At 66.6% G+C, this 19,745-nt stretch carries 16 protein-coding genes and 1 tRNA gene; 7 read left to right on the top strand and 10 right to left on the bottom strand.

Annotation, left to right across the window (positions count from 1 at the left end; translation table 11 throughout):
• Positions 1–265 precede the first annotated feature (265 nt).
• The 3 genes from WFH00_RS11510 to WFH00_RS11500 all read right to left on the bottom strand — a co-directional run bounded on the left by WFH00_RS11510 (position 266) and on the right by WFH00_RS11500 (position 2,865).
• A complete protein-coding gene (locus WFH00_RS11510) occupies positions 266–1,243 on the bottom strand; it encodes a ribose-phosphate diphosphokinase (protein WP_336660988.1) in 978 nt (325 codons plus the stop codon).
• A gap of 42 nt (positions 1,244–1,285) precedes the next feature.
• A complete protein-coding gene (gene glmU / locus WFH00_RS11505; RefSeq protein ID WP_336660987.1) occupies positions 1,286–2,716 on the bottom strand; it encodes a bifunctional UDP-N-acetylglucosamine diphosphorylase/glucosamine-1-phosphate N-acetyltransferase GlmU in 1,431 nt (476 codons plus the stop codon).
• A gap of 77 nt (positions 2,717–2,793) precedes the next feature.
• Positions 2,794–2,865 (bottom strand) — tRNA-Gln (locus WFH00_RS11500).
• A 98-nt stretch (positions 2,866–2,963) separates the two neighbouring features.
• Between WFH00_RS11500 and WFH00_RS11495 the strand changes: the two genes are divergently transcribed.
• A complete protein-coding gene (locus tag WFH00_RS11495; RefSeq protein ID WP_336660986.1) occupies positions 2,964–3,524 on the top strand; it encodes a MarR family winged helix-turn-helix transcriptional regulator in 561 nt (186 codons plus the stop codon).
• A gap of 78 nt (positions 3,525–3,602) precedes the next feature.
• On the opposite strand, the gene WFH00_RS11490 is transcribed toward WFH00_RS11495, so the two are convergent.
• Complete coding sequence (locus tag WFH00_RS11490; RefSeq protein ID WP_336660985.1) at positions 3,603–5,309, bottom strand: amidase; 1,707 nt, start codon at positions 5,307–5,309, stop codon at positions 3,603–3,605.
• Between the two features lie 156 nt (positions 5,310–5,465).
• On the opposite strand from WFH00_RS11490, the gene WFH00_RS11485 reads away from it, so the two are divergent.
• The gene (locus WFH00_RS11485; protein ID WP_336660984.1) at positions 5,466–6,047 is read left to right on the top strand and encodes a TetR/AcrR family transcriptional regulator; all 582 of its coding nucleotides are present in this window, start codon (positions 5,466–5,468) and stop codon (positions 6,045–6,047) included.
• 68 nt (positions 6,048–6,115) lie between these two features.
• A complete protein-coding gene (locus WFH00_RS11480) occupies positions 6,116–7,564 on the top strand; it encodes an amino acid permease (protein WP_336660983.1) in 1,449 nt (482 codons plus the stop codon).
• Positions 7,565–7,601: 37 nt separating this feature from the next.
• On the opposite strand, the gene WFH00_RS11475 is transcribed toward WFH00_RS11480, so the two are convergent.
• A complete protein-coding gene (locus WFH00_RS11475; protein ID WP_336660982.1) occupies positions 7,602–8,819 on the bottom strand; it encodes an acyl-CoA dehydrogenase family protein in 1,218 nt (405 codons plus the stop codon).
• Between the two features lie 174 nt (positions 8,820–8,993).
• Here WFH00_RS11475 and WFH00_RS11470 point away from each other — a divergent pair, with 174 nt between their 5' ends.
• A complete protein-coding gene (locus WFH00_RS11470; protein WP_336660981.1) occupies positions 8,994–9,668 on the top strand; it encodes a TetR/AcrR family transcriptional regulator in 675 nt (224 codons plus the stop codon).
• A 35-nt stretch (positions 9,669–9,703) separates the two neighbouring features.
• Here WFH00_RS11470 and WFH00_RS11465 read toward each other — a convergent pair whose 3' ends face one another.
• The 3 genes from WFH00_RS11465 to WFH00_RS11455 all read right to left on the bottom strand — a co-directional run bounded on the left by WFH00_RS11465 (position 9,704) and on the right by WFH00_RS11455 (position 12,932).
• Positions 9,704–10,330: an MBL fold metallo-hydrolase gene (locus WFH00_RS11465; protein WP_336660980.1), complete on the bottom strand. Its 627-nt coding sequence runs from the start codon at positions 10,328–10,330 to the stop codon at positions 9,704–9,706.
• Positions 10,330–11,415: an S-(hydroxymethyl)mycothiol dehydrogenase gene (locus WFH00_RS11460; protein ID WP_336660979.1), complete on the bottom strand. Its 1,086-nt coding sequence runs from the start codon at positions 11,413–11,415 to the stop codon at positions 10,330–10,332. Before WFH00_RS11460 ends, WFH00_RS11465 begins: the two co-directional genes overlap by 1 nt.
• 185 nt (positions 11,416–11,600) lie before the next feature.
• Positions 11,601–12,932: an ArgE/DapE family deacylase gene (locus WFH00_RS11455; protein WP_336660978.1), complete on the bottom strand. Its 1,332-nt coding sequence runs from the start codon at positions 12,930–12,932 to the stop codon at positions 11,601–11,603.
• A gap of 429 nt (positions 12,933–13,361) precedes the next feature.
• Between WFH00_RS11455 and WFH00_RS11450 the strand changes: the two genes are divergently transcribed.
• Positions 13,362–15,035 carry an AMP-binding protein gene (locus tag WFH00_RS11450; protein WP_336660977.1) on the top strand — a complete coding sequence of 558 codons (1,674 nt, stop codon included), beginning with the start codon at positions 13,362–13,364 and terminating at the stop codon, positions 15,033–15,035.
• A gap of 87 nt (positions 15,036–15,122) precedes the next feature.
• Here WFH00_RS11450 and WFH00_RS11445 read toward each other — a convergent pair whose 3' ends face one another.
• Positions 15,123–16,283 (bottom strand): CaiB/BaiF CoA transferase family protein, encoded by a 1,161-nt coding sequence (locus WFH00_RS11445; protein ID WP_336660976.1) that lies wholly within the window; start codon positions 16,281–16,283, stop codon positions 15,123–15,125.
• Between the two features lie 44 nt (positions 16,284–16,327).
• The gene (locus WFH00_RS11440; RefSeq protein ID WP_336660975.1) at positions 16,328–16,948 is read right to left on the bottom strand and encodes a GntR family transcriptional regulator; all 621 of its coding nucleotides are present in this window, start codon (positions 16,946–16,948) and stop codon (positions 16,328–16,330) included.
• Positions 16,949–17,217: 269 nt separating this feature from the next.
• Between WFH00_RS11440 and WFH00_RS11435 the strand changes: the two genes are divergently transcribed.
• On the top strand, positions 17,218–18,369 hold the full coding sequence (locus WFH00_RS11435) for an acyl-CoA dehydrogenase family protein (protein ID WP_336660974.1): 1,152 nt from the start codon (positions 17,218–17,220) through the stop codon (positions 18,367–18,369).
• 288 nt (positions 18,370–18,657) lie between these two features.
• Positions 18,658–19,641, top strand: a complete 984-nt coding sequence (locus tag WFH00_RS11430) for a LacI family DNA-binding transcriptional regulator (RefSeq protein ID WP_442918848.1) — start codon at positions 18,658–18,660, stop codon at positions 19,639–19,641.
• Positions 19,642–19,745 lie beyond the last annotated feature (104 nt).

The raw sequence follows: 19,745 nt of genomic DNA, 5'->3' as shown, positions 1-19,745 counted from the left end.
CAGTGGATCACCCGCCGGGCGGGTCGACACGCCGAAGGTGGATCCGCGCGACGAGCTATCCACTGTCTGACGGGCACGAAATGCTCAGGCGAGAACGCGAAAGCGTTATCGCGCATTTCGTGCTGACGCTACCGCGTCAGCTGTGGCGCCACCGCGGCCGGTGAAAAACGCGATGCGTTTTTCTTAGGCCGCCACCTCTCGCAACACTCCGTAGGCTGGCGCGGGTGGCGCCACCGCGGCTGAGCAAAAACGCGATGCGTTTTTGCTAGGCCGCGCCCTCAAACATCGAGGTCACAGAACCGTCCTCGAAGACCTCGTGGATCGCCTTCGCGAGGAGCGGCGCGATCGACAGCACGGTGAGCTTGTCGAAGCGTTTCTCCGGCGGCACGGGCAGCGTGTCGGTGACGACGACCTGGTCGATGAACTCCTGCGACAGGTGCTCGATGGCGCGGCCCGAGAAGATCGCGTGCGTGCAGGCAATCGTCACGCCGCGCGCGCCGTTGGCCTTCAGTGCCTCGGCGGCCTTCGCGATCGTGCCGCCCGTGTCGATCATGTCGTCGACCACCACGCACCAGCGATCCTTCACCGTGCCGACGATCTCGTGCACCGAGACCTGGTTCGGCACCAGCGGGTCGCGGCGCTTGTGAATGATCGCGAGCGGCGCATCGAGGCGGTCACTCCACACGTCGGCGACTCGCACGCGCCCCATGTCGGGCGAAACCACGGTGAGATCGTCGCGATCGATGGTCTTCTTGAAGTGATCGAGCAGCACGGGCATCGCGAAGAGGTGGTCCACGGGGCCGTCGAAGAAGCCCTGGATCTGCGGAGCGTGCAGATCGACCGACATGATGCGGTCGGCGCCGGCGGCCTTGAACAGGTCGGCGACGAGGCGCGCCGAGATCGGCTCGCGCCCGCGACCCTTCTTGTCCTGGCGCGAGTAGGGGTAGAACGGTGCGACGACCGTGATCCGCTTCGCCGAGGCGCGCTTGAGCGCGTCGACCATGATGAGCTGCTCCATGAGCCACTCGTTGATCGGGTTCGTGTGCGACTGGATCACGAACGCATCCGAACCGCGGACGCTCTCGTCGAAGCGCGCGTAGAGCTCCCCGTTCGCGAAGGTGCGAGCATCGGTCGGCACGAGTTCCGCCCCGAGTTCCGCGGCGACCTGCTCGGCCAGCTCGGGGTAGGCCCTGCCGGTGATCAGGACGAGCTTCTTCTGCCCGGCCATCTCAATTGTGCTCATCGCTGCATGCTCCTCATAGGTGCTGAAAATTCCACGTTGCTGTTACTTCTTGCGCTCAGCGGCGCGCTGCGCCGCCTCCGCCGTGCTCGTGCCCGGGCGGTTCTCGGCGACCCATCCCTCGATGTTCCGCTGCGGCGCCACGTTCAGTGCGAGCGAGCCCGCGGGCACATCCTTCCGCACCACCGTCCCCGCCGCCGTATACGTGCCGTCCTCAATCGTAACGGGCGAGATGAGCACGTTCTTCGAGCCGATGCGCACGCCATCCCCGACGACGGCCTGGTGTTTCTTCACGCCGTCGTAGTTCGCGACGATCGTGCCGGCTCCGATGTTGCTGCCGGTGCCGATGGTCGCGTCGCCGACGTAGCTCAGGTGCGGCACCTTGCTCCCGTCGCCGATCTGCGCGTTCTTCGTCTCAACGAAGGCGCCGATCTTGCCGCCGGCCCCGAGCTCGGTTCCCGGGCGAATGTAGGCGAACGGCCCCACATCGACGCCCGCGGAGAACACTGCGAGCGTCGCTTCGCTGCGGCGGATCCGCGCATCCGCACCCACCTCGCAGTCAATGAGCGTCGTGTCGGGCCCCACCACGGCGCCGCTCGCGATCGAGGTCGCCCCCTGCAAGAAGGTGCCCGGAAGCACCTCGACGTCGGGCTCGATGGACACGTCGGCGTCGATCCACGTCGTCGCCGGATCCTGAATCGTCACGCCGGCCCGCTGGTGCGCGCGAACGATGCGCGCGTTGAGCTCACGGCCCGCTTCGGCGAGCTGCGCCCGGTCGTTGACTCCCGCGATCGTCCAGGGATCGTCGGTGGCTACCGCGTCCACGGCGCCGCCGCTCGACAGGATCCGCGCCGCCGCGTCGGTCAGGTACTTCTCGCCCTGCGCGTTGTTCGTGTCGATCGCCGCGAGCGCCGCCTCGAGCGCGCGCCGCGCGAACACGTAGATGCCGCCGTTGATCTCCGTGATCCGCCGCTGCGTTTCGTCCGCGTCCTTATCCTCGACGATGCCGAGCACCGAACCACTCGGATCGCGCAGGATCCGCCCGAGGCCGGTCGGATTGTCGAACACGGCGGAGAGCAGCGTCATCGACCGCCCCTCGGAGAGGTGCCCGTTGACGAGACCCTCGAGGGTCGCGGTGTCGATGAGCGGGGCGTCGCCCGAGAGCACGACGACCGAGCCGTCGAAGTCGGACGGCAGTGCGGCGAGCGCCTGCTCGACCGCGCGACCGGTGCCCGGAATCTCGTCCTGGTCGACGATCGTGGTGTCGGGCGCGTGGTCGAGGATCGCGGCAGCGACGCGCTCGCGCTCGTGGCGCACCACCGCAACGATCTGCGCGGGCTCAAGGCCGCTCGCGGCGTCAAGAACGTGGGCGATGAGTGAGCGCCCGCCGATCCGATGCAGCACCTTGGGGAGGGAGGACTTCATGCGAGTCCCCTGCCCCGCCGCGAGAATGACGACCGCCACTTGCTCTGCCATGTTGTCCCTTCGCCGACCGACAGGACCCCAAGAGCGCACCCCCGGGGCAGAACCGCAGCGGGCGCCGCTGTGTTCCGTTCCGCCTCCAGGATTCGAACCTAGACCGAACAGCTCCAAAGGCTGTCGTGCTGCCATTACACTAAGGCGGATCGTGCCGCACGCGACACCGTTCTAGTCTGCCACGGCTTCACGGTCGGAAGTGCCAGTCGCAAGGCCCTCTCACGACTTCGCGTCAGATAATAGAGGGATGAAACACGAGGACGAGGTCGATCGGATCATCGCTGACTGGGAGGCCGCCCGCCCCGATCTCGATTTTGCACCGCTCGCCATATTTTCCCGGATGTGGCGGCTCACGAAGTACATCGATCGCGCACGGGCGCACGCGTTCGAGCGCTCCGGTCTGATGTCGTGGGAGTTCGACGTGCTCGCGGCGCTCAGGCGCAGCGGCGAGCCGTTCCGGCAGAGCCCGAAGTTACTCGGTCAGCAGACGATGGTATCGAGCGGAACGATGACGAACCGGATCGACCGGATGGCAGACCGCGGTCTCGTGCGCCGACTCACCGACCCGAACGACGGCCGAGGCGTGCTCGTCGAAATGCTGCCGCAGGGGCTCACGCTGGTCGACGCGGCGATCACCCGCCTCACGGACTCGGAGGAGCGACTGCTCGACGGCCTTCCGCGATCGGAGCGGGATCGACTCGGCGTGCTCCTGCGTCGCCTCGCACTCAGCATCGACCGCTATGTCCCGGTCTCCGAACCGCTGACTGAGCCGCTCTCGAGCTCCGGGCCCGAGCGCGACGCCGAGTAACGGCACCCCAACGACGCAAAGTCGAATAGCCCGAAACGAAACAGCGCGGCGCCGATTTCTCGGCGCCGCGCTCGTTCGTTACATCGTGCCGCGCACGTAATCCTCGGGGAGCGCGGGGGCCGACGCTGGCGGCCGGCGCAGCGATCCGTCCTCTCCCGCCTCGAACGCCCCGGCATAGGCGAGCAGCTCGAGGTCGGCGTACGCGCGGCCCGCGAATGTGATGCCGACCGGCATGCCGATGTCCTCCATCACACCCATCGCCGCGGTCACGGTTGGGATGCCGAGGTGGCGCAGCGCGTAGTTGCCATTGGAGAAGAAGACGCCGTTCGCCCAGGCCCGATCCGCCGCCGCCTGATCGACGTCGGCATTCCACGCCCCCACGTCGGCGTTCGCGGGGAACACAACGCCGTCGAAGCCGTTCTTCTCGAGCCACGACTCGAAGAGATCTTCACGCAGCCGCACGAGCGCGCGGAGGCCGTCGGCGAAGTCGGGGCGCTCGCGGGGGTCGCTGATCCCCTGCTGCGCCATCGCGACCGTTGCCCGGTACCGGTTCTCGTAGTCCTCGACCTCTTCATACCGGTCGGGCAGCGACCCGGGGGGCTGCGGGAAGATCGTGTCGGGGTCCACGGCGCCGAGGTTCGGGGTCGCGGGGTCGCCGTTCGCGCGGAGGAAGTCGTCCCACCCGTAGGCGAGGAAGTGGTTGAACTCGGTGTCCATCCACCCCTCGGGCAGCACGCCCAGCGCGCCGACGTTCTCCTGACCCGGGCGGTCGCCCTCGTACTGCTCGATGAGCGGGAAGTCCGTCTCGACGATCTCGGCTCCGAGCGCCTCGAGGCGCTTCCGGGCACGATCGAAGAGGGCGAGGATCGAGGGCCGCACCTCGATCGGGAAATTCGGATCCTCGCCGAGATACATCTTCGGCACCGCGAAGCGCTTGCCCCGGAGCGCGTCGGGATCCTGCACGTCGAGGTAGCTCTTCGGCCGGTGCTCACTCGGCTTCGGCAGCTCGACGACGCTCTGATTGCGCCAGAAGTCGCCGCGCGTGATGTCGTCGTTCTGCACGAGCACGTCGAGCACGCGAAGCATGTCGGGCATCGAGCGGGTGTGCGGCACGACCACGTCTCGCGCCGGGAAGAGCGGCCAGTTGCCGCGGATGCTCAGGATGCCCCAGGAGGGCGTGTAGGCGCAGAGCCCGTTGTTGGAGGCGGGGCTGCGGCCCGAAGACACGGTCTCCTCCCCCATACCGAACACGGCGAGGTTCGCGGCGGTCGAAACGCCGGAGCCGTTCGAGGAGCCGGAGGCGTAGGCCGCAGCCAGGAACTCGCGGTTGTACGGGCTTTCGGCGCGGCCGTAGACGCCGCGCTGCATGCCGCCGTCGGCCATGGGCGGCATGTTCGTCTTCCCGATGAGCACGGCGCCGGCCTCCCGGAGCTTCGCGACCGTGAAGGCGTCCCACTGGGCGACGAGGCGCTCGAACGCCGGCGATCCCGAGGCGACCGTGAGCCCCTCGACCATGTACGAATCCTTCACCGTGAAGGGCACGCCCTCGAGCGGCCGCGCGGTCCCTTCGCGCCAGCGCCGATCCGACTCCCCGGCCTGCGCGAGCGCCGCGGAGTTCTCGACGACGACCGCGTTGAAGCCGTCGGGCCCGCGGTCGTAGGCCTCAATACGCGCCAGGTAGCGCTGCGTGAGCCAGGTGCTGGTGATCTCACCGCGCCGCAGCGCGCCGAGCACGTCGGAGATCGACGCTTCGATAAGTGTGAAGGGAGCGGCGGGGTCGCCCATGTATTCCTCGTTTCTGTGCTGCGTCGCGCGGCGCGATGGCTCGTGCCGCTGAGAAGTCCGGGCGCTTGCCGATGCACGCCTTGACGCGTAACCTGAAAACAGTTTCAGTTCTCAGCGGGCGCCTGTCAAGCGGGCGCGCGAGATAGGGGTGCCACAGTGGTGCACGACGCGCGCGAGCGCATCCTCAGTGCGTGCGAGCGGGTCATCGCGAGCGCCGGCCTGCGGGGGTTCCGCATGCAGGAGGTCGCCCGGCAGGCGGACGTCTCCATCGGGCTCCTCGCCTACCACTTCGGCGACCGAGACGGCCTCATGCAGGCGGCGCTCGACCATGTCACGGCCGCGGCGGTCGACCGGGCCCGCGGCGTTCCCGAGCACGCGCCCGCGGCTGACCGCCTCGCCGCCCTCCTCTGCTCGGAGTTCGGCGACAGCGAGGCGATCCGCTCCGGCTCGATCGCGTGGAACGAGGTGCGCGCCGCGGCCGTTTTCGAAGCGGCGCCCGCGGGGGCCGTCAGCCGCTCGACGGAGAGCTGGCAGCGCACGGTCGAGGCGCTCGTGCGCGAGGCGGTGCGAGAAGCGGCGGATCGCGGCCCCGTGGGCGACCCCGCCGGCCTCGCGCTGATCCTCACATCCCTCGTCGAGGGTCTCTCGGGCCGCTGGCTCACCGGTCAACTCAGCGCCGGCGAAGCGCAGGCTGCAGTGCGTGCCGCGCTCGAGGGCCTCGGCTTCCGGCTCAGCTAACCGGGGCGGCGGATCGCGGCAGCGCCCTCGGGGCTAGACTCATTGCGCCGTCAATCGAGAGGACCGCTATGACAGAGACCGCTGCGCAGGCGCCGCACGAAAAGCTGCAGAGAGGCCTGTCAAACCGGCACCTGCAGCTCATCGCGATCGGCGGGGCGATCGGAACGGGGCTGTTCCTCGGCTCGGGCAAGGTGATCAGCCTCACCGGCCCCTCGGTGCTCTTCATCTATGCCGTGATCGGCTGCATGATGTTCTTTCTCATGCGCGCCCTCGGTGAGCTCCTGCTGTCGAACCTGAACTACCAGACGTTCGGCGACATCGCGAAAGATCTGATCGGGCCGTGGGCGGGCTACTTCGTATCGTGGACCTACTGGATCACCTGGGTGGTCATCTGCGTCGCCGACATCATCGCGATCACGAGCTACGTCTCCTACATCAACGCCGGCATCCCGAGCTGGGTGCCCGCGCTCATCACCGCCGCGGTGCTCACCCTGCTCAACCTGCAGCCCGTGCGCTTCTTCGGCGAGATCGAGTTCTGGTTCTCGATCATCAAGATCGTGGCGATCCTCGCCCTCATCGCGACCGGCATCGTGCTGCTCGTCACTCGCTTCGAGAATCCCGACACCGGCACGACGTCGTCGCTCGCGCACCTCTGGGATCACGGCGGGCTCTTCCCGTTCGGCGCGAGCGGGTTTCTCCTCGGCTTCCAGCTCGGCATCTTCTCCTTCATCGGCGTCGAGCTCGTCGGCACCGCCGCCGCCGAGACGAAGGATCCGCACCGCAACCTTCCGCGCGCGATCAACTCGATCGTGCTTCGCGTGCTCGTCTTCTACATCGGCGCGCTCACCGTGATCATGGCGATCACCCCGTGGGACAAGCTGGATCCGGATCGCAGCCCGTTCGTCACCACGTTCGCGTACGCGGGCTTCGGCGCCGCCGCCTTCGCGATCAACCTCGTGGTGCTGACGTCGGCCGCGTCGAGCGCGAACTCGGGCTTCTACTCGGGAACCCGAATGATGCACGCGCTCGCGCACGACGGCCACGCGCCCGCGCGCTTCGGCATCACGGATTCGCGGGGCGTGCCGCGTCGCGCGGTGTTCTTCTCGGCGGTATTCGTGTTCTCGGCCGTACCGATCCTGCTCCTCGGAGACAGCGTGATCGAGGCCTTCACGTTCGTGACGTCAGTGGCTTCGACCTTCATCCTCTTCATTTGGAGCATGATCGCGATCAGTTACCTCCGGTACCTGCGCCTGCACCCGGACCGGCACGCGAGCTCCACGTATCGCACGCCCCTCGCGCGCGTCGTGCCCTGGGTCGTGCTCGCGTTCTTCGCATTCATCCTGGTCACGCTGATGCTCGCGGAAGACACGCGCCTGCCGCTGCTCTGCACGCCGATCTGGTTCGTCGTGCTCGGCGTGATGTGGATCGTGACGAAGCGCCGGCTCGTGCGCGAGGGTCGACCGTTGACGGCGGCGGTCGAGCTGCCCGAGCGCGCGGAGACCGAGCTCGACCGCTGAGCGCGACTGAGCGCAGCTGACCGCGATCTGCGCCCGCTCAGGCGAAGGCGGAGACGCCCGTGATGTCGCGCCCGATGATGAGCGCCTGCACGGTCTCGGTGCCCTCGTAGGTGTGCAGCGCCTCGACGTCGGCGAAGTGGCGCGCGACGCGGTTCTCGAGCAAGATTCCGTTGCCGCCGAGCAGGTCGCGCGCGTTCCGAGCGAGGTCGCGAGCCGTGCGCGTCGCCGTGAACTTGCCGAGTGAGGCGCCGGGCCCAGAGAGCTCGCCGCGCTCCTCGGCCCGGGTGAGCTGCATGAGCAGCGTCTGCAGTGAGGTGAGCGCGCTCAGCATCTCGGCGAGCCGCGCCTGCACGATCTGCGACGCCGCGAGCGGCCGCCCGAACTGCACCCGCTGCTGCGCGTAATGCACGGCGGTCTCGTACACGGCGGTCGCGTGCCCGAGCGCGCCCCACGCGACGCCGAGGCGAGTGGCCTGCAGCACGCGCGAGGTGTCGGCGAAGGAGTTCGCGCCCGGCATCCGCGCGCTCGCGGGCAGCTGCACGCCGTCGAGCTCGATGTGCGCCTGCCAGATCGCCCGCAGCGACACCTTCTGCTCGATCGTGCGCGCGCGATACCCCGCGCTGTCCTGCGGCACGAGGAATCCCTGCACCTTCCCGTCGTCGCCGCGCGCCCACACGACCGACACGTGCCCGACGCTGCCCGAGCCGATCCACTTCTTGTGGCCCGTAATGCGGTACCCGCCGTCGCTCGACTCGGCGCGCGTCTCGAGGCTCACGGAGTCCGAACCGTGCGTGGGCTCCGTGAGCGCGAACGCGCCGAGCTCGGTGCCGCGGGCGAGCGGCTCGAGCCAGCGATCCTTCTGCTCTTCCGAACCGCAGTAGGCGATGGAGCGCATCGCGAGGCCGCCCTGTACTCCGACGATCGTCGCGATCGAGCCGTCGCCGCGCGAGAGCTCCATCGTGGTGAGGCTCGCCGCGAGGAGGCTCTGCTCGGGGAATCCCGGCACATCGAGGCCGTCGCGCAGCAGGTCGAGCTCGCCGAGGCGGCGCGCGAGGTCCAGCGGGTATTCGGCGCGCTCCCAGATGCCCGCGATCACCGGACGCACCTCGTCCTGCACGAAGGCGCGCGCTCGCTCCCAGTAGGCCCGGTCTTCCGCCGACACGTCGCGGAACACTCCGGTCACGTCGGGATCAATCGGCTCCCACAGCTCGTACTCCGGCTCGGCGGTTCCCTGCGGACTGATCGACTTCGGCATCGCTTCCTCTCGCTCGCCGGCGGGCGCCGACGCTCGAGATCGAGACTGCCTGAGACGCGGTGCCAAGTCAAGCGGGTCGCGGACGGCGGATCACCCAGCCCGCACCGCGTCGGCTTCACAGGTGCATGATGGAACTGAGTCCCAAATCGCGTCTGCTGTGATACTTTCGAGGGCATGCCAGCGAACGCGCAGGGGACGATCCCCGAGAGCTCAACCGCCGCGATCCGTTTTCTCGCGGAGCACGGCTACGAGGCGACGACGGCTGAGGACCTTGCGGCTGCGGTGGGGATGAGCCGCAGCACGTTCTTCCGGCGATTCGGCAGCAAGGACGACGTCGTGTTCGCCGACCACGACCACGCCCTCGCTCAGCTCGAGGAGGGGCTCGAGCGCACGACGCTCGAGCCGACTGCGGCGCTCGTCGAGGGCACGACCGACGTGCTACGGCTCCTCATCCGTGACCCCGATGCGGCGCGACTGCGCTTCGAGCTCATGAGGCTGACCCCCGCGCTGCGAGACCGAGAACTGGTGATCACGCATCGGTACGAGCGGGTGTACACCCGCTACATCCGCGAGGTGCAGCAGCCCGGCACGCCGTCGTGGGTGGCGCCCACACTCGGGGCGTCTCTCGTCGCCGCCCACAACTCGGCGCTCCGCTCGTGGCTGCGGGGGCGCGTGAGCGACGCGAGCCGCGCGCTCAGCGACGACCTGCGGCAGCTCACGGCCCTCTACGCTCCCTGGCTGTCGGAGAACGATGCGCCCGCCGAGCGGCGCGTGCTCGTCGCCGTGTACGACGCGCTCGGCTCCCCCGAGTCCGTACTCGACGCAGTGGCCGAGCAGCTCACGCGCTGAGCGCCCGCGCTCGCGCGCGCCCGGCGCCGACCCGATCAGTGCCCGCGCGCGATCCACTCCTCGAGGTGCGGCGCCTCATCGCCGATCGTCGTGGTGTCACCGTGCCCGGTGTAAACGACGGTCTCGGCGGGAAGCGTGAGCAGGCGCTCGCGGATGGACTGGATGATCAACGGGAAGTCGCTGAACGACCGCCCGGTCGCACCGGGCCCGCCCTGGAAGAGCGTGTCCCCGGTGAACACCGCGCCGAGCGCCGGAGCACTGAACGAGGTCGAGCCCGGCGAGTGCCCCGGCGTGTGCAGCGCGGTCAGATCCACTCCAGCAACCGAGAACACATCACCGTCCGCGATCTCCACGTCGGGCGCCGCCTCATACACGGTCTGCCACAGCATCCCGTCGGCGGGGTTCAGGTACAGCGGAGCGTCGAGCGCCTCCGCCGTCTCGCGCGCTGCGCGGATGTGGTCGTCGTGCCCGTGGGTGAGCAGGATCGCGACGACCTTGCGACCGGCAACTGCCTCCGCAACCGCGGCCGCGTCGTGCGCCGGGTCAATGACGATGACCTCGGAGTCGTCACCGACGATCCACACATTGTTATCGACGTCCCAGGTACCGCCATCGAGCGAGAAGGTGCCGCTCGTGATGAGACGTTCGATGCGCGCGCCCATTAGAGCTCCACGACCGAACGCAGCACTGTGCCGTCGTGCATCCGGTCAAATGCCGCCTCGACGTCGCCCAGCCCGATGCGCTCGGTCACGAAACCGTCGAGGTCGAGTCGACCCAGCTTGTACTGGTCGATCAGCATCGCGAAGTCGCGGCTCGGCAGGCAGTCGCCGTACCACGAGGACTTCAGCGACCCACCGCGCCCAAACACGTCGAGCAACGGGAGCTCGAGCTGCATCTCCGGGGTCGGCACACCCACGAGCACGACGCGGCCCGCGAGGTCGCGCGCGTAGAACGCCTGGAGGTAGGTCTCCGGCCGGCCCACCGCGTCGATGACCACGTCGGCACCGAAGCCGCCGGTCAGCTCACGGATTGCCTCGACCGCGTCGGCCGAGCGCGAGTTCACCGTGTGCGTCGCGCCGAAGCGGCGCGCCTGCTCGAGCTTCGCGTCGTCGATGTCGACCGCGATGATAGTCGTCGCTCCCGCGAGCTGCGCGCCCGCGATCGCCGCCGTGCCGACGCCGCCGCAGCCGATCACCGCGACCGACTCGCCGCGCTGCACGTCCGCAGTGTTGATCGCGGCGCCGATGCCCGCCATCACGCCGCAGCCCAGCAGGCCGACCGCGGCCGCATCCGACTCCTCGTCGATCTTCGTGCACTGCCCCGCAGCGACGAGGGTCTTCTCGATGAAGGCGCCGATGCCCAAAGCGGCGGTGAGCTCCGTGCCGTCTTCGAGGGACATCTTCTGCGATGCATTGAGTGTCGCGAAGCAGTACTGCGGCTGCCCCTTGGCGCAGGCGCGGCACTGCCCGCACACGGCGCGCCAATTGAGGATCACGCGATCCCCCACTGCGACCTCAGTGACGCCCTCGCCAACAGCGGAAACACGCCCCGTCGCCTCGTGGCCCAGCAGGAAGGGGAACTCATCGTTGATGCCGCCGACCTTGTAGTGCAGGTCGGTGTGGCAGACACCGCTCGTGATGATGTCGACGATCGCCTCGCCCGGACCCGGATCCGGCACGATCACCGTTTCGATGGTCGCGGGGGCGTTCTTCTCACGGACGACAACGCCTTGCACTCGATACGCCATGGGATTCCTTTCTCGGGATGACGGGCGCCCGAGCACGCCCGGGCAGGTGATTCCAGGCTACCGACGACCGCCGACATTCTTAGGGATTCAGGCGGCCGAGCCTGATGCAGTTCTCGTATCGCCAAGCCTGCAAAACACGCCAGCAAAACGCAATGGCGAAACCCGCCAGCAAAAGGCGACCGAGCTCAGGCGGCCGAAGCTGCGGAGGCCGCGCTCGACTCCTCGATCTCCTCGACGCCGCACCACTCGGCGATGAAGAGCGCGATCGATTCGGTGCACCGGCGAATCGACTCGATGCTCACGCGCTCGTCGAAGCCGTGGATGTTCTCCGACACCGGACCGTACACGAGGCACGGCATATCGCCGTAGTTCACGAAGACGCGGCCGTCGAGGTAGCCCGGAGTCGTGAAGCTCGTCAGCTCGTGACCGAACGCAGCGCGGTGGGTCACCTCGAGCAGGGCCTCCGCGTCGCTCCCTGGCTCGAGCACGTATCCCTCAGAGAAGAACCCATCAGGAATTACCTCGACATCGAACGAGTGCCGGGCCGATTCCCCCGCGGACCCCGACCCGGCCGCCGCCGCGCGCACACAATCCTCGACCGCGGCGAGCGCCTCCGCCGCCGTCATCCCGGGATACAGCGCCACCCGCAAGCGCAGTTCGCACCACGCGGGCACGCTCGACGGCCAGTCACCGCCGCGAATACCCCCGATGTTGAAGTTGATCGGGTGATCGAGGTCCTCGAAGTAGCGGTGCCGATCCTTCTCCGCGTTCCACTCGCTCTCAAGCTCCCGCAGTGCCCCGATCACCTGGTAGGCGGCGTCGATCGCGTTAAAGCCGTTCGCCATCTCGCGCGGATGCGTGGGCTCGCCGCTCACTCGAATCGTGCACCACAGCACCCCGACATTCGCCCGCACGAGTGCGTCTTCTTCGGGCTCCGGAATGATCACGGCATCTGCGGTGTAGCCCCGCAGAAGGGCCGCCAGCGAGCCGTTGCCCGTGCACTCCTCTTCGACGACCGACTGCAAATGGATCCGCCCCTGCGGCGCGAGACCGGCTCGGCGCAGCGCGTCGAAGGCGAACAGGTTCGCGATGAGCCCGGCCTTCATGTCGCCGGCGCCGCGCCCGTACATCCAGCCATCTCGCACTTCGGCATCCCATGGCGAACGCGACCACTGTGCTTCGGGACCCTCGGGCACGATATCGATGTGTCCGTTGAGGATCAGCGAGCGGCCCGTTTCGCGCTCGGGCCGGTAAGTCGCGACCACGTTCGACATCCTGGTGTAGTCCACGGTCGAGGGCCCGTAGCCCGGGTGCGCTTCGAGCTCGTCCGACGCGATCTTCCAACGGTCGACCTCGAGTCCGAAGGCCGAGAGTCGCGCCTCGATGAGATCCTGCGCAGCCTCTTCGTCAGCTCGGAGCGACGGCGCCGCGACGAGTTCTGCTGTCGCTCGCAGCTGCTCATCGAATCCGGCCTCGACCGCCGCGCGAATGCGCTGCGTCAGTGCTGCAGAAATCATGGGTCCTCCGCTCGTGGAACAAACGCGCGCGGCATCTCCCCGCCCGTCACCCCGAGCGTACGAGCGCTGACCCCTCAGCCTCAAGCGGTGGACAAATCTACTGCACCGTGCGGGGCCACCTACTGATGTCAGGGCTCGCCTTGCTATGCCCGGCGTCTGGCGCTGGCATCCGCGACAGGCATGGAGATGCGTTGCGATACGACGGCGGGCGGATCCGCCCCCGGTTTTTTTGGTCGCCCTAAACGGCGAGAGCATGTCGTTCGAGGCAGCGGTAAGGAGATCTTCACGACATGTGATCGAGCCCGCGAAACCTGTGCTACATTGCATGTTCGTGACGCCCGTAATGCAAACCGCATAACGGGGCAAGGGGCGTGACCGCGCGCCACGTCATCGTGAATACAACGAAGTACACGAGAGGAATCTCTTTTGATGGAGCTATCGCCGACGAGCCACATCGACACTTTCGCGCGGGATCACCTGCCGCCGGCAGAGCTCTGGCCGGTGTTGGAATTCACGATCGACGACGTCATCTACCCCGACCGCCTCAACGCTGCCGCCGCGCTCATCGACGACGGGGTCGCCCGGTTCGGGGCGGATCGCCTCGCGCTGCTCACCCCCGACGGCGAGCGCTGGACCTACGGCGAGCTGCTCGCCCGGTCGAACCAAGTGGCGCGCGTGCTCGTCGAGGATCACGGCCTGGTGCCCGGTAACCGCGTGCTGCTGCGCGCGCCGAACGAACCGTGGCTCGTCGCCGCCTGGCTCGGTGTGCTCAAGGCCGGCGGTGTGGTCGTGACGACGATGCCGCTACTGCGCGCCGCCGAGGTGAACCAGCTGATCGAGCTGACGAAGCCGAGCATCGCGATCACCGACCACCGCTTCCTCGCGGACATCGAGGAGCCGGCTCGGGCGAACGGGGTCACGGTGGTTCCGGTCGGCGGCGACTCCGCTCACGACTTGCAGCGCACCTCCGCGATGAAGGTGACGACGTTTGAGAACGTGGAGACGGCGGCGGACGACGTCGCCCTGCTGTGCCCGACCTCGGGCACGACCGGAGTGCCGAAGGTCACCATGCACTTCCATCGCGACATCCTCGCGAACGCGGACACCTTCGCCCGCCACATCGTGAAGTTGCAGCCCGACGACATCTGCGCGTGCTCCGCGCCGTTCGCATTCACGTTCGGCCTCGGCGCCCTGCTGGTGTTCCCGCTGTACTTCGGGGCGGCGTCGCTGCTCGTCGAGCGCGCCACACCGCTCGAACTCGCGGAGCACGTCGAGGCGGCGGGCGTCACCGTGCTCTACACCGCGCCCACCGCGTACCGCGTCATCATCAAGGAGGGGCGCGGCGACCTGCTCCACAGCGTGCGCACGGCGGTCTCGGCGGGCGAGGCGCTCTCGCTGCAGACGCGCGAGGCGGTCGAGGCGGCGACCGGGCTCCGGCTGATCGACGGCATCGGCGGCACCGAGATGTTGCACGTCTTCATCTCCGCCTCGGGCGACGACATTCGGGCCGGAGCAGTCGGCAAGCCGGTGCCCGGGTTCCGTGCGGTGATCCTCGACGACGAAGGAAACGAGCTCGGCACCAACGAACTGGGGCGGCTCGCAGTGCGCGGCCCCATCGGGTGCCGCTACCTGAACGACGAGCGCCAGACGAAGTACGTCATCAATGGATGGAACGTCACCGGAGATACGTTCATGCGCGACGACGACGGCTACTTCCACTACCAGGCGCGCAGCGACAACATGATCGTCTCATCGGGCTACAACATCGGAGCACCCGAGGTCGAGGCTGCCGTCGACTCGCATCCCAGCGTGCTCGAGAGCGCGGTCGTCGGCAAGCCCGATGAGTTGCGCGGATCGTTAGTCACCGCCTTCATCGTGCTCACCGAGGGCACCGATCCGAGCCCGGCGACCGCGAAGGAGATCCAGGACTTCGTGAAGCAGCAGATCGCGCCGTTCAAGTACCCGCGAGAGATCCGCTTCGTCTCGGAGCTACCGAAGAACCCGAGCGGCAAGCTGCAGCACTTCAAACTGCGCGAATTGCTTGCGCAGGAGGCAGCTGAGGCTGCTGCGGCTGCCTCAGCCGACCAGCCCGCCGCAAGCTGATCCTGCGAAGCACCGCACTGGCGTGCGCGGCCGGCAGCCGCCCGGCCGCGCACGCGTTTCCTCACTGCGAGTTCGAGGGAGACCGCTCTAAGCTCCGGTGGCGCCGTTGTGCTCCCCGAGCCGCGGCACCCGGCCCGGTACCGCGTGCTGCCCGTCGAAGAGCAGCGGCAGGCGCGGAAGCGAGATCGGCGTTCCATCCGCATGCAGTGCGGCTGGATCCGACATCGGCACGAAGAGCTCGCGGTGCGCGAGGTGCGGATTCGCCCGGACCTCGTCAATGTCTTGCACCACACCAACAGGTTGACCCGCGGCGCGCAGCGCCTCACCAGCCTCGTCGCGCGTCATCCCCGCGGCCCACGCCTCTAATTTCGGGATCACGAGATCATGCATTCGGTCCGCGCGCTTCAGCACGGAATCGAGAGCCGAATCGCTCGTGAGCCCCGGGTCCCTCATTGCCTCTGCGCAGCGTCGCCACATCTCGTCCGTCGGGATGACGATCGAGAGCCAGCCGCCATCGCCTGCGCGAAACATACCGACCGGGCTGAAACGATCGATGCCCCGCCGAGGCACCGTCCCTGTGAACTCGTGCAGCGTGAGCGGACGTTCGAGGAACGCCGCGGTGATATCGAACATGGCGGCATCGACCAGGCTCCCCTCACCCGTGCGACCGCGCTGCACGAGCGCCATGAGGATGCCCACTGCCGAGTACACCGCGGTCAGCATGTCAGTCGTGCCCATGGGCGCGAGCGTCGGCGGGCCGTCGGATTCGCCGATGAGGCTCGCGAGTCCAGCCATTCCCTGGATCACTGAATCGAAGGCGGGCCATTCTGCGGCCTCGCCTCCGGTTCCTCCGAAACCCGTGATCTCGCAGATGACGAGTCGCGGAAAGCGCTGCCGCAACAGCTCTGGCGCGAGACCCATGCGGGACAGGGATCCCGGCCGGAGGTTGCAGACCAGCACATCAGCATCGGCGAGCAAGTGTTCGAGCTCAGCGACACCGGCGTCAGTGTTCAAAGCCAGCTCGACCGATCGCTTGCCGCGGTTGTATGACGCGAAGCCGCTACTGATGTATTCGTCGCCCTCACCGACGCCTGGCTCATACGCGCGCCGAGGGTCCCCAGAGCTAGGGCGTTCGATCTTCGTGACTTCCGCACCGGCGTCTGCAAGAAGGGAAGTACAATACGGTCCGGCGATGAACTGCTCGAGCGAAATGACGGTAACGCCCTGCAGTGCGGTAAGCCCAGCCATGAATAATCCCCTCTCCCCCACGCGCGGTGTTTCAGCGCTTCGAGCTATGCGCTCTGCCGCTGCTCGAAGTATTCAGCCAGCTTCTCCCCTGAGTTGCGGATGTGCTGGGACATCGCGGATCGCGCGGCCTCGGGATCGCGGCTGACGACCGCCTCGTACACCGCGGAGTGATCCTGCGCCGTGATTTCGGGCCACCCGCTGATCTGAGCGTAGAACGCCGTTGGAACGTATTTGACAAAGTTTCCGAGGGCCCAACGCAACCGCTCTGAGCCGGATGCGAGATACACGGCGCGGTGGAAACCGTCGTTCAGTTTGTCGAGTTGCCCCTTGTCGCCGCGTTGCGCGGCCTCCATGAGCCGCTTCTGGTTCTCTCCGAGTTCGGCAATTTGCTCGTCAGTGATGCGCACGGCGGCGCGAGCGGCGAGTTCACCTGCAACGAGTGCGTGCGCCTCGAAGATGTCGCGAATGTCGTCCGCAACGAGCGGTCGAACGGTGAAGCCCTTGCGCGGCACAAGCTCGAGAAATCCCTCTGCCCGGAGTGCGTGCAGGGCTTCGCGCACTGGCGTCGCCGATACATCGAGCGCCTCACCGACGGCCTCGGCACGCACCGATGCACCGGGAGCGAGCTCTCCGGCCATGATCGACTGTCGCAGATGCGATGCCACTTCATCGCTCAGTTGTCGTCGCTGCATCTCAAGATCCCTCCATCGATCCTTGCTTCCGACGGCGCATTTCTCGCGTCAGAAACTGCGTCCGTCGGCAACCCAAAGTTCGCGAATACATTCTATTGAGTTCCGCCTCGCGTCCTTTGCGGCTCGATACGCTCCGCGCCGTCGCGGGTTGTCGCATCACTTTTTCTATATTATATTTCATATTGACGGCTCGGATCGTTTCTGGGCTTCGGTACTCACGTCGCATCAGCAAAGGAGCCACTATGCCGCACCTCAATGAAGAAGAGACCTTCCTCGTCGAGACTGTTCGCGCCTTCATCCAACGCGAGGTCAAGCCGACGGTTCGTGAGGTAGAGCATTCTGGCGAATATCCGGAGCGATGGATCGAGCAGATGAAAGAGCTCGGCATTTTCGGACTTGCGGTTCCCGAGGAGTACGGCGGATTGCCCGTCTCGATGCCCTGCTACGCGCAGGTCGCTGAGGAACTGTCGCGCGGCTGGATGACCCTGACGGGAGCGATGGGCGGGCACACGGTCGTTGCGAAGCTACTGACTGAGTTCGGGACCGAAGAACAGAAGCAGAAATACCTTCCGCGCATGGCTACCGGCGAACTGCGCGCCACGATGGCGTTGACCGAACCCGGCGGCGGATCTGATCTGCAAGCGATGACAACGGTCGCACGCGAGGAGGGCGACGATCTCGTTATCAATGGCGCCAAAATGTGGATCACCAATGCACGTCGATCCGGCCTCATCGCTCTGATGTGCAAAACGGATCCCTCCGCCGAGCCTCGGCACAAGGGAATTTCGATCGTTCTCGTGGAGCCCGGCCCAGGCTTCGAGGTTTCGAAGGATCTCCCGAAGCTCGGATACAAGGGTGTTGAGACGTGCGAACTCAATTTCGCGGATTACCGCACGCCCAAGGCACAGATCCTCGGTACGGTTCCGGGCAAGGGCTTCCCCCAGATGATGCGCGGTCTCGAGACCGGCCGCATCAACGTCGCAGCCCGGGCCCTCGGCGTCGCTGCAGCCGCCCTGGATGATTCGTTGAAATATGCGCAGGATCGCGAGACGTTCGGAAAGCCGATCTGGAAGCATCAGGCGATCGGTCATTACCTCGCCGACATGGCAACCAAACTGACCGCGGCCCGCCAGCTCACTCGCCTCGCAGCGGAGAAGTACGACAGCGGGGAGCGCGCGGACATGGAAGCGGGCATGGCAAAGCTCTTCGCCTCCGAGACGGCGATGGAGATCGCGCTCAACGCGGTACGCATCCACGGCGGGTATGGCTACTCGACGGAGTTTGATGTCGAACGCTACTTCCGCGACGCTCCGCTCATGATCGTCGGAGAAGGCACGAACGAAATTCAGCGCAACGTCATCGCCTCTCAGCTCGTGCAGCGCGGCGGGATCTGAGTTCTCGTTCGAAGCGCGAAGTCAGTTGTTCAAGGACTGCGGGTCTCCCGATCCGCAGTCCTTGATCGTCTTATCCCGTTTCCGTCCGGAACGAGTTTCCACGCTGATTCGCGCACGTGTCCTCTCGTGGGCCGAAATAGAATAGGGTGAGTAGTTCAGCACATAGTTCCCTGACCGTATCGAGCGTTCCTGCCCGGTTCTTTTTGGGGCTGGCCAGTCGCCAGGGACCGAAGCAGATACAGGAAAGTACCGGGAATGAGGCGTTCGGAAGCGGTCACGCTTAAAGACTTGGCTCAGCAGCTGGGTTTGAGTCCCTCAACGGTCTCAAGAGTCCTCAATGACACGTCTGAAGGATCCAGCCGGTGGGCATCCCCTGAGACGACCGCCCGCATTCACGAGCTCGCTCGCGAACTCAATTACACACGCAACCCCTATGCCGCGTCGCTTCGCACAGCACGATCCAATATGGTCGGTGTCATCGCGCCGAGGCTGCAGGACTATGTGTTCGCGTCGATTTACGAGGGGATCAGTGAAGCAGCCTCCGAGCACGGCTACTTCTCAATAGTTTCGAGCTCGCATGACAGCCTTCAAGCGCGGCGAAGCCTAACCGACACCATGCTTGAGCATCGAGTGTCAGGGTTCCTCTTCGGCGACGCCCGGCTTGACACTCCCAGCTTCTTTTCCGACTTCGAACGACGAGGCATCCCGTATGTCCTCGTGAGCCGGAGACTTCCCGGTCAAATCTCCGCAACTGGCAACGACTGGCTCGGAGGGAGGCTCGCCGCAGAGCATCTTCTCGACGCCGGATGCAGAACTTTCGGTGTCCTCGCAGGACGGCCGGGGGCCTCTACTGGTGTGGATCGAACCGAGGGATTCGTGGAGACGCTGCGAGCTCACGGCATTCCCGACGAAAACATCACCACGGTCTACAACGGCTTCGACGCGCAGGACGGGCGCCTGGCAATTGAACGGATTCTCGAAATTGCGGGGACGCCCGAAGGTGTTTTCGCCACGAACGACTTTGCGGCCATCGGCGCCAAGGGGTACCTGAGCGAGCGAGGCATTCAGACATCACGCGATTTTCTTCTGTGCGGCTACAACGACACCCCGCTTGCCACCGGCGTGAACCTCACCAGCGTCCGCTCGCCGATGCACGAGATCGGTCGACACGGCTTCACGCTGCTCTTGTCGGTACTCAATAACGAGGTACCCGAGTCCGTGCAGCTCGAGCCTGAGCTCATCGTGCGCGCGAGCAGCACCCCCGCGTCGTAATCGCTTCGGGGGTGCTCACACAAAATCGGCCATTCACGCGAACACACTCCATGTTGGCGTGAACGGCCGACGCAGCGTACAGCTACCTCATCGCGACTTTCTCG

Source organism: Leucobacter sp. USHLN153, assembly GCF_037145615.1.
In the GTDB taxonomy this organism is placed as follows: domain Bacteria; phylum Actinomycetota; class Actinomycetes; order Actinomycetales; family Microbacteriaceae; genus Leucobacter.
This window is presented reverse-complemented; position numbering and strand designations above follow the sequence as displayed.

Coding starts and splice junctions, on each gene's coding strand:
- glmU (WP_336660987.1), bottom strand. CDS start 2,716: ATGGCAGAGCAAGTGGCGGTCGTCATTCTCGCGGCGGGGCAGGGGACT.
- WFH00_RS11455 (WP_336660978.1), bottom strand. CDS start 12,932: ATGATTTCTGCAGCACTGACGCAGCGCATTCGCGCGGCGGTCGAGGCC.
- WFH00_RS11490 (WP_336660985.1), bottom strand. CDS start 5,309: ATGGGCGACCCCGCCGCTCCCTTCACACTTATCGAAGCGTCGATCTCC.
- WFH00_RS11495 (WP_336660986.1), top strand. CDS start 2,964: ATGAAACACGAGGACGAGGTCGATCGGATCATCGCTGACTGGGAGGCC.
- WFH00_RS11470 (WP_336660981.1), top strand. CDS start 8,994: ATGCCAGCGAACGCGCAGGGGACGATCCCCGAGAGCTCAACCGCCGCG.
- WFH00_RS11475 (WP_336660982.1), bottom strand. CDS start 8,819: ATGCCGAAGTCGATCAGTCCGCAGGGAACCGCCGAGCCGGAGTACGAG.
- WFH00_RS11510 (WP_336660988.1), bottom strand. CDS start 1,243: ATGAGCACAATTGAGATGGCCGGGCAGAAGAAGCTCGTCCTGATCACC.
- WFH00_RS11480 (WP_336660983.1), top strand. CDS start 6,116: ATGACAGAGACCGCTGCGCAGGCGCCGCACGAAAAGCTGCAGAGAGGC.
- WFH00_RS11460 (WP_336660979.1), bottom strand. CDS start 11,415: ATGGCGTATCGAGTGCAAGGCGTTGTCGTCCGTGAGAAGAACGCCCCC.
- WFH00_RS11450 (WP_336660977.1), top strand. CDS start 13,362: ATGGAGCTATCGCCGACGAGCCACATCGACACTTTCGCGCGGGATCAC.
- WFH00_RS11435 (WP_336660974.1), top strand. CDS start 17,218: ATGCCGCACCTCAATGAAGAAGAGACCTTCCTCGTCGAGACTGTTCGC.
- WFH00_RS11465 (WP_336660980.1), bottom strand. CDS start 10,330: ATGGGCGCGCGCATCGAACGTCTCATCACGAGCGGCACCTTCTCGCTC.
- WFH00_RS11445 (WP_336660976.1), bottom strand. CDS start 16,283: ATGGCTGGGCTTACCGCACTGCAGGGCGTTACCGTCATTTCGCTCGAG.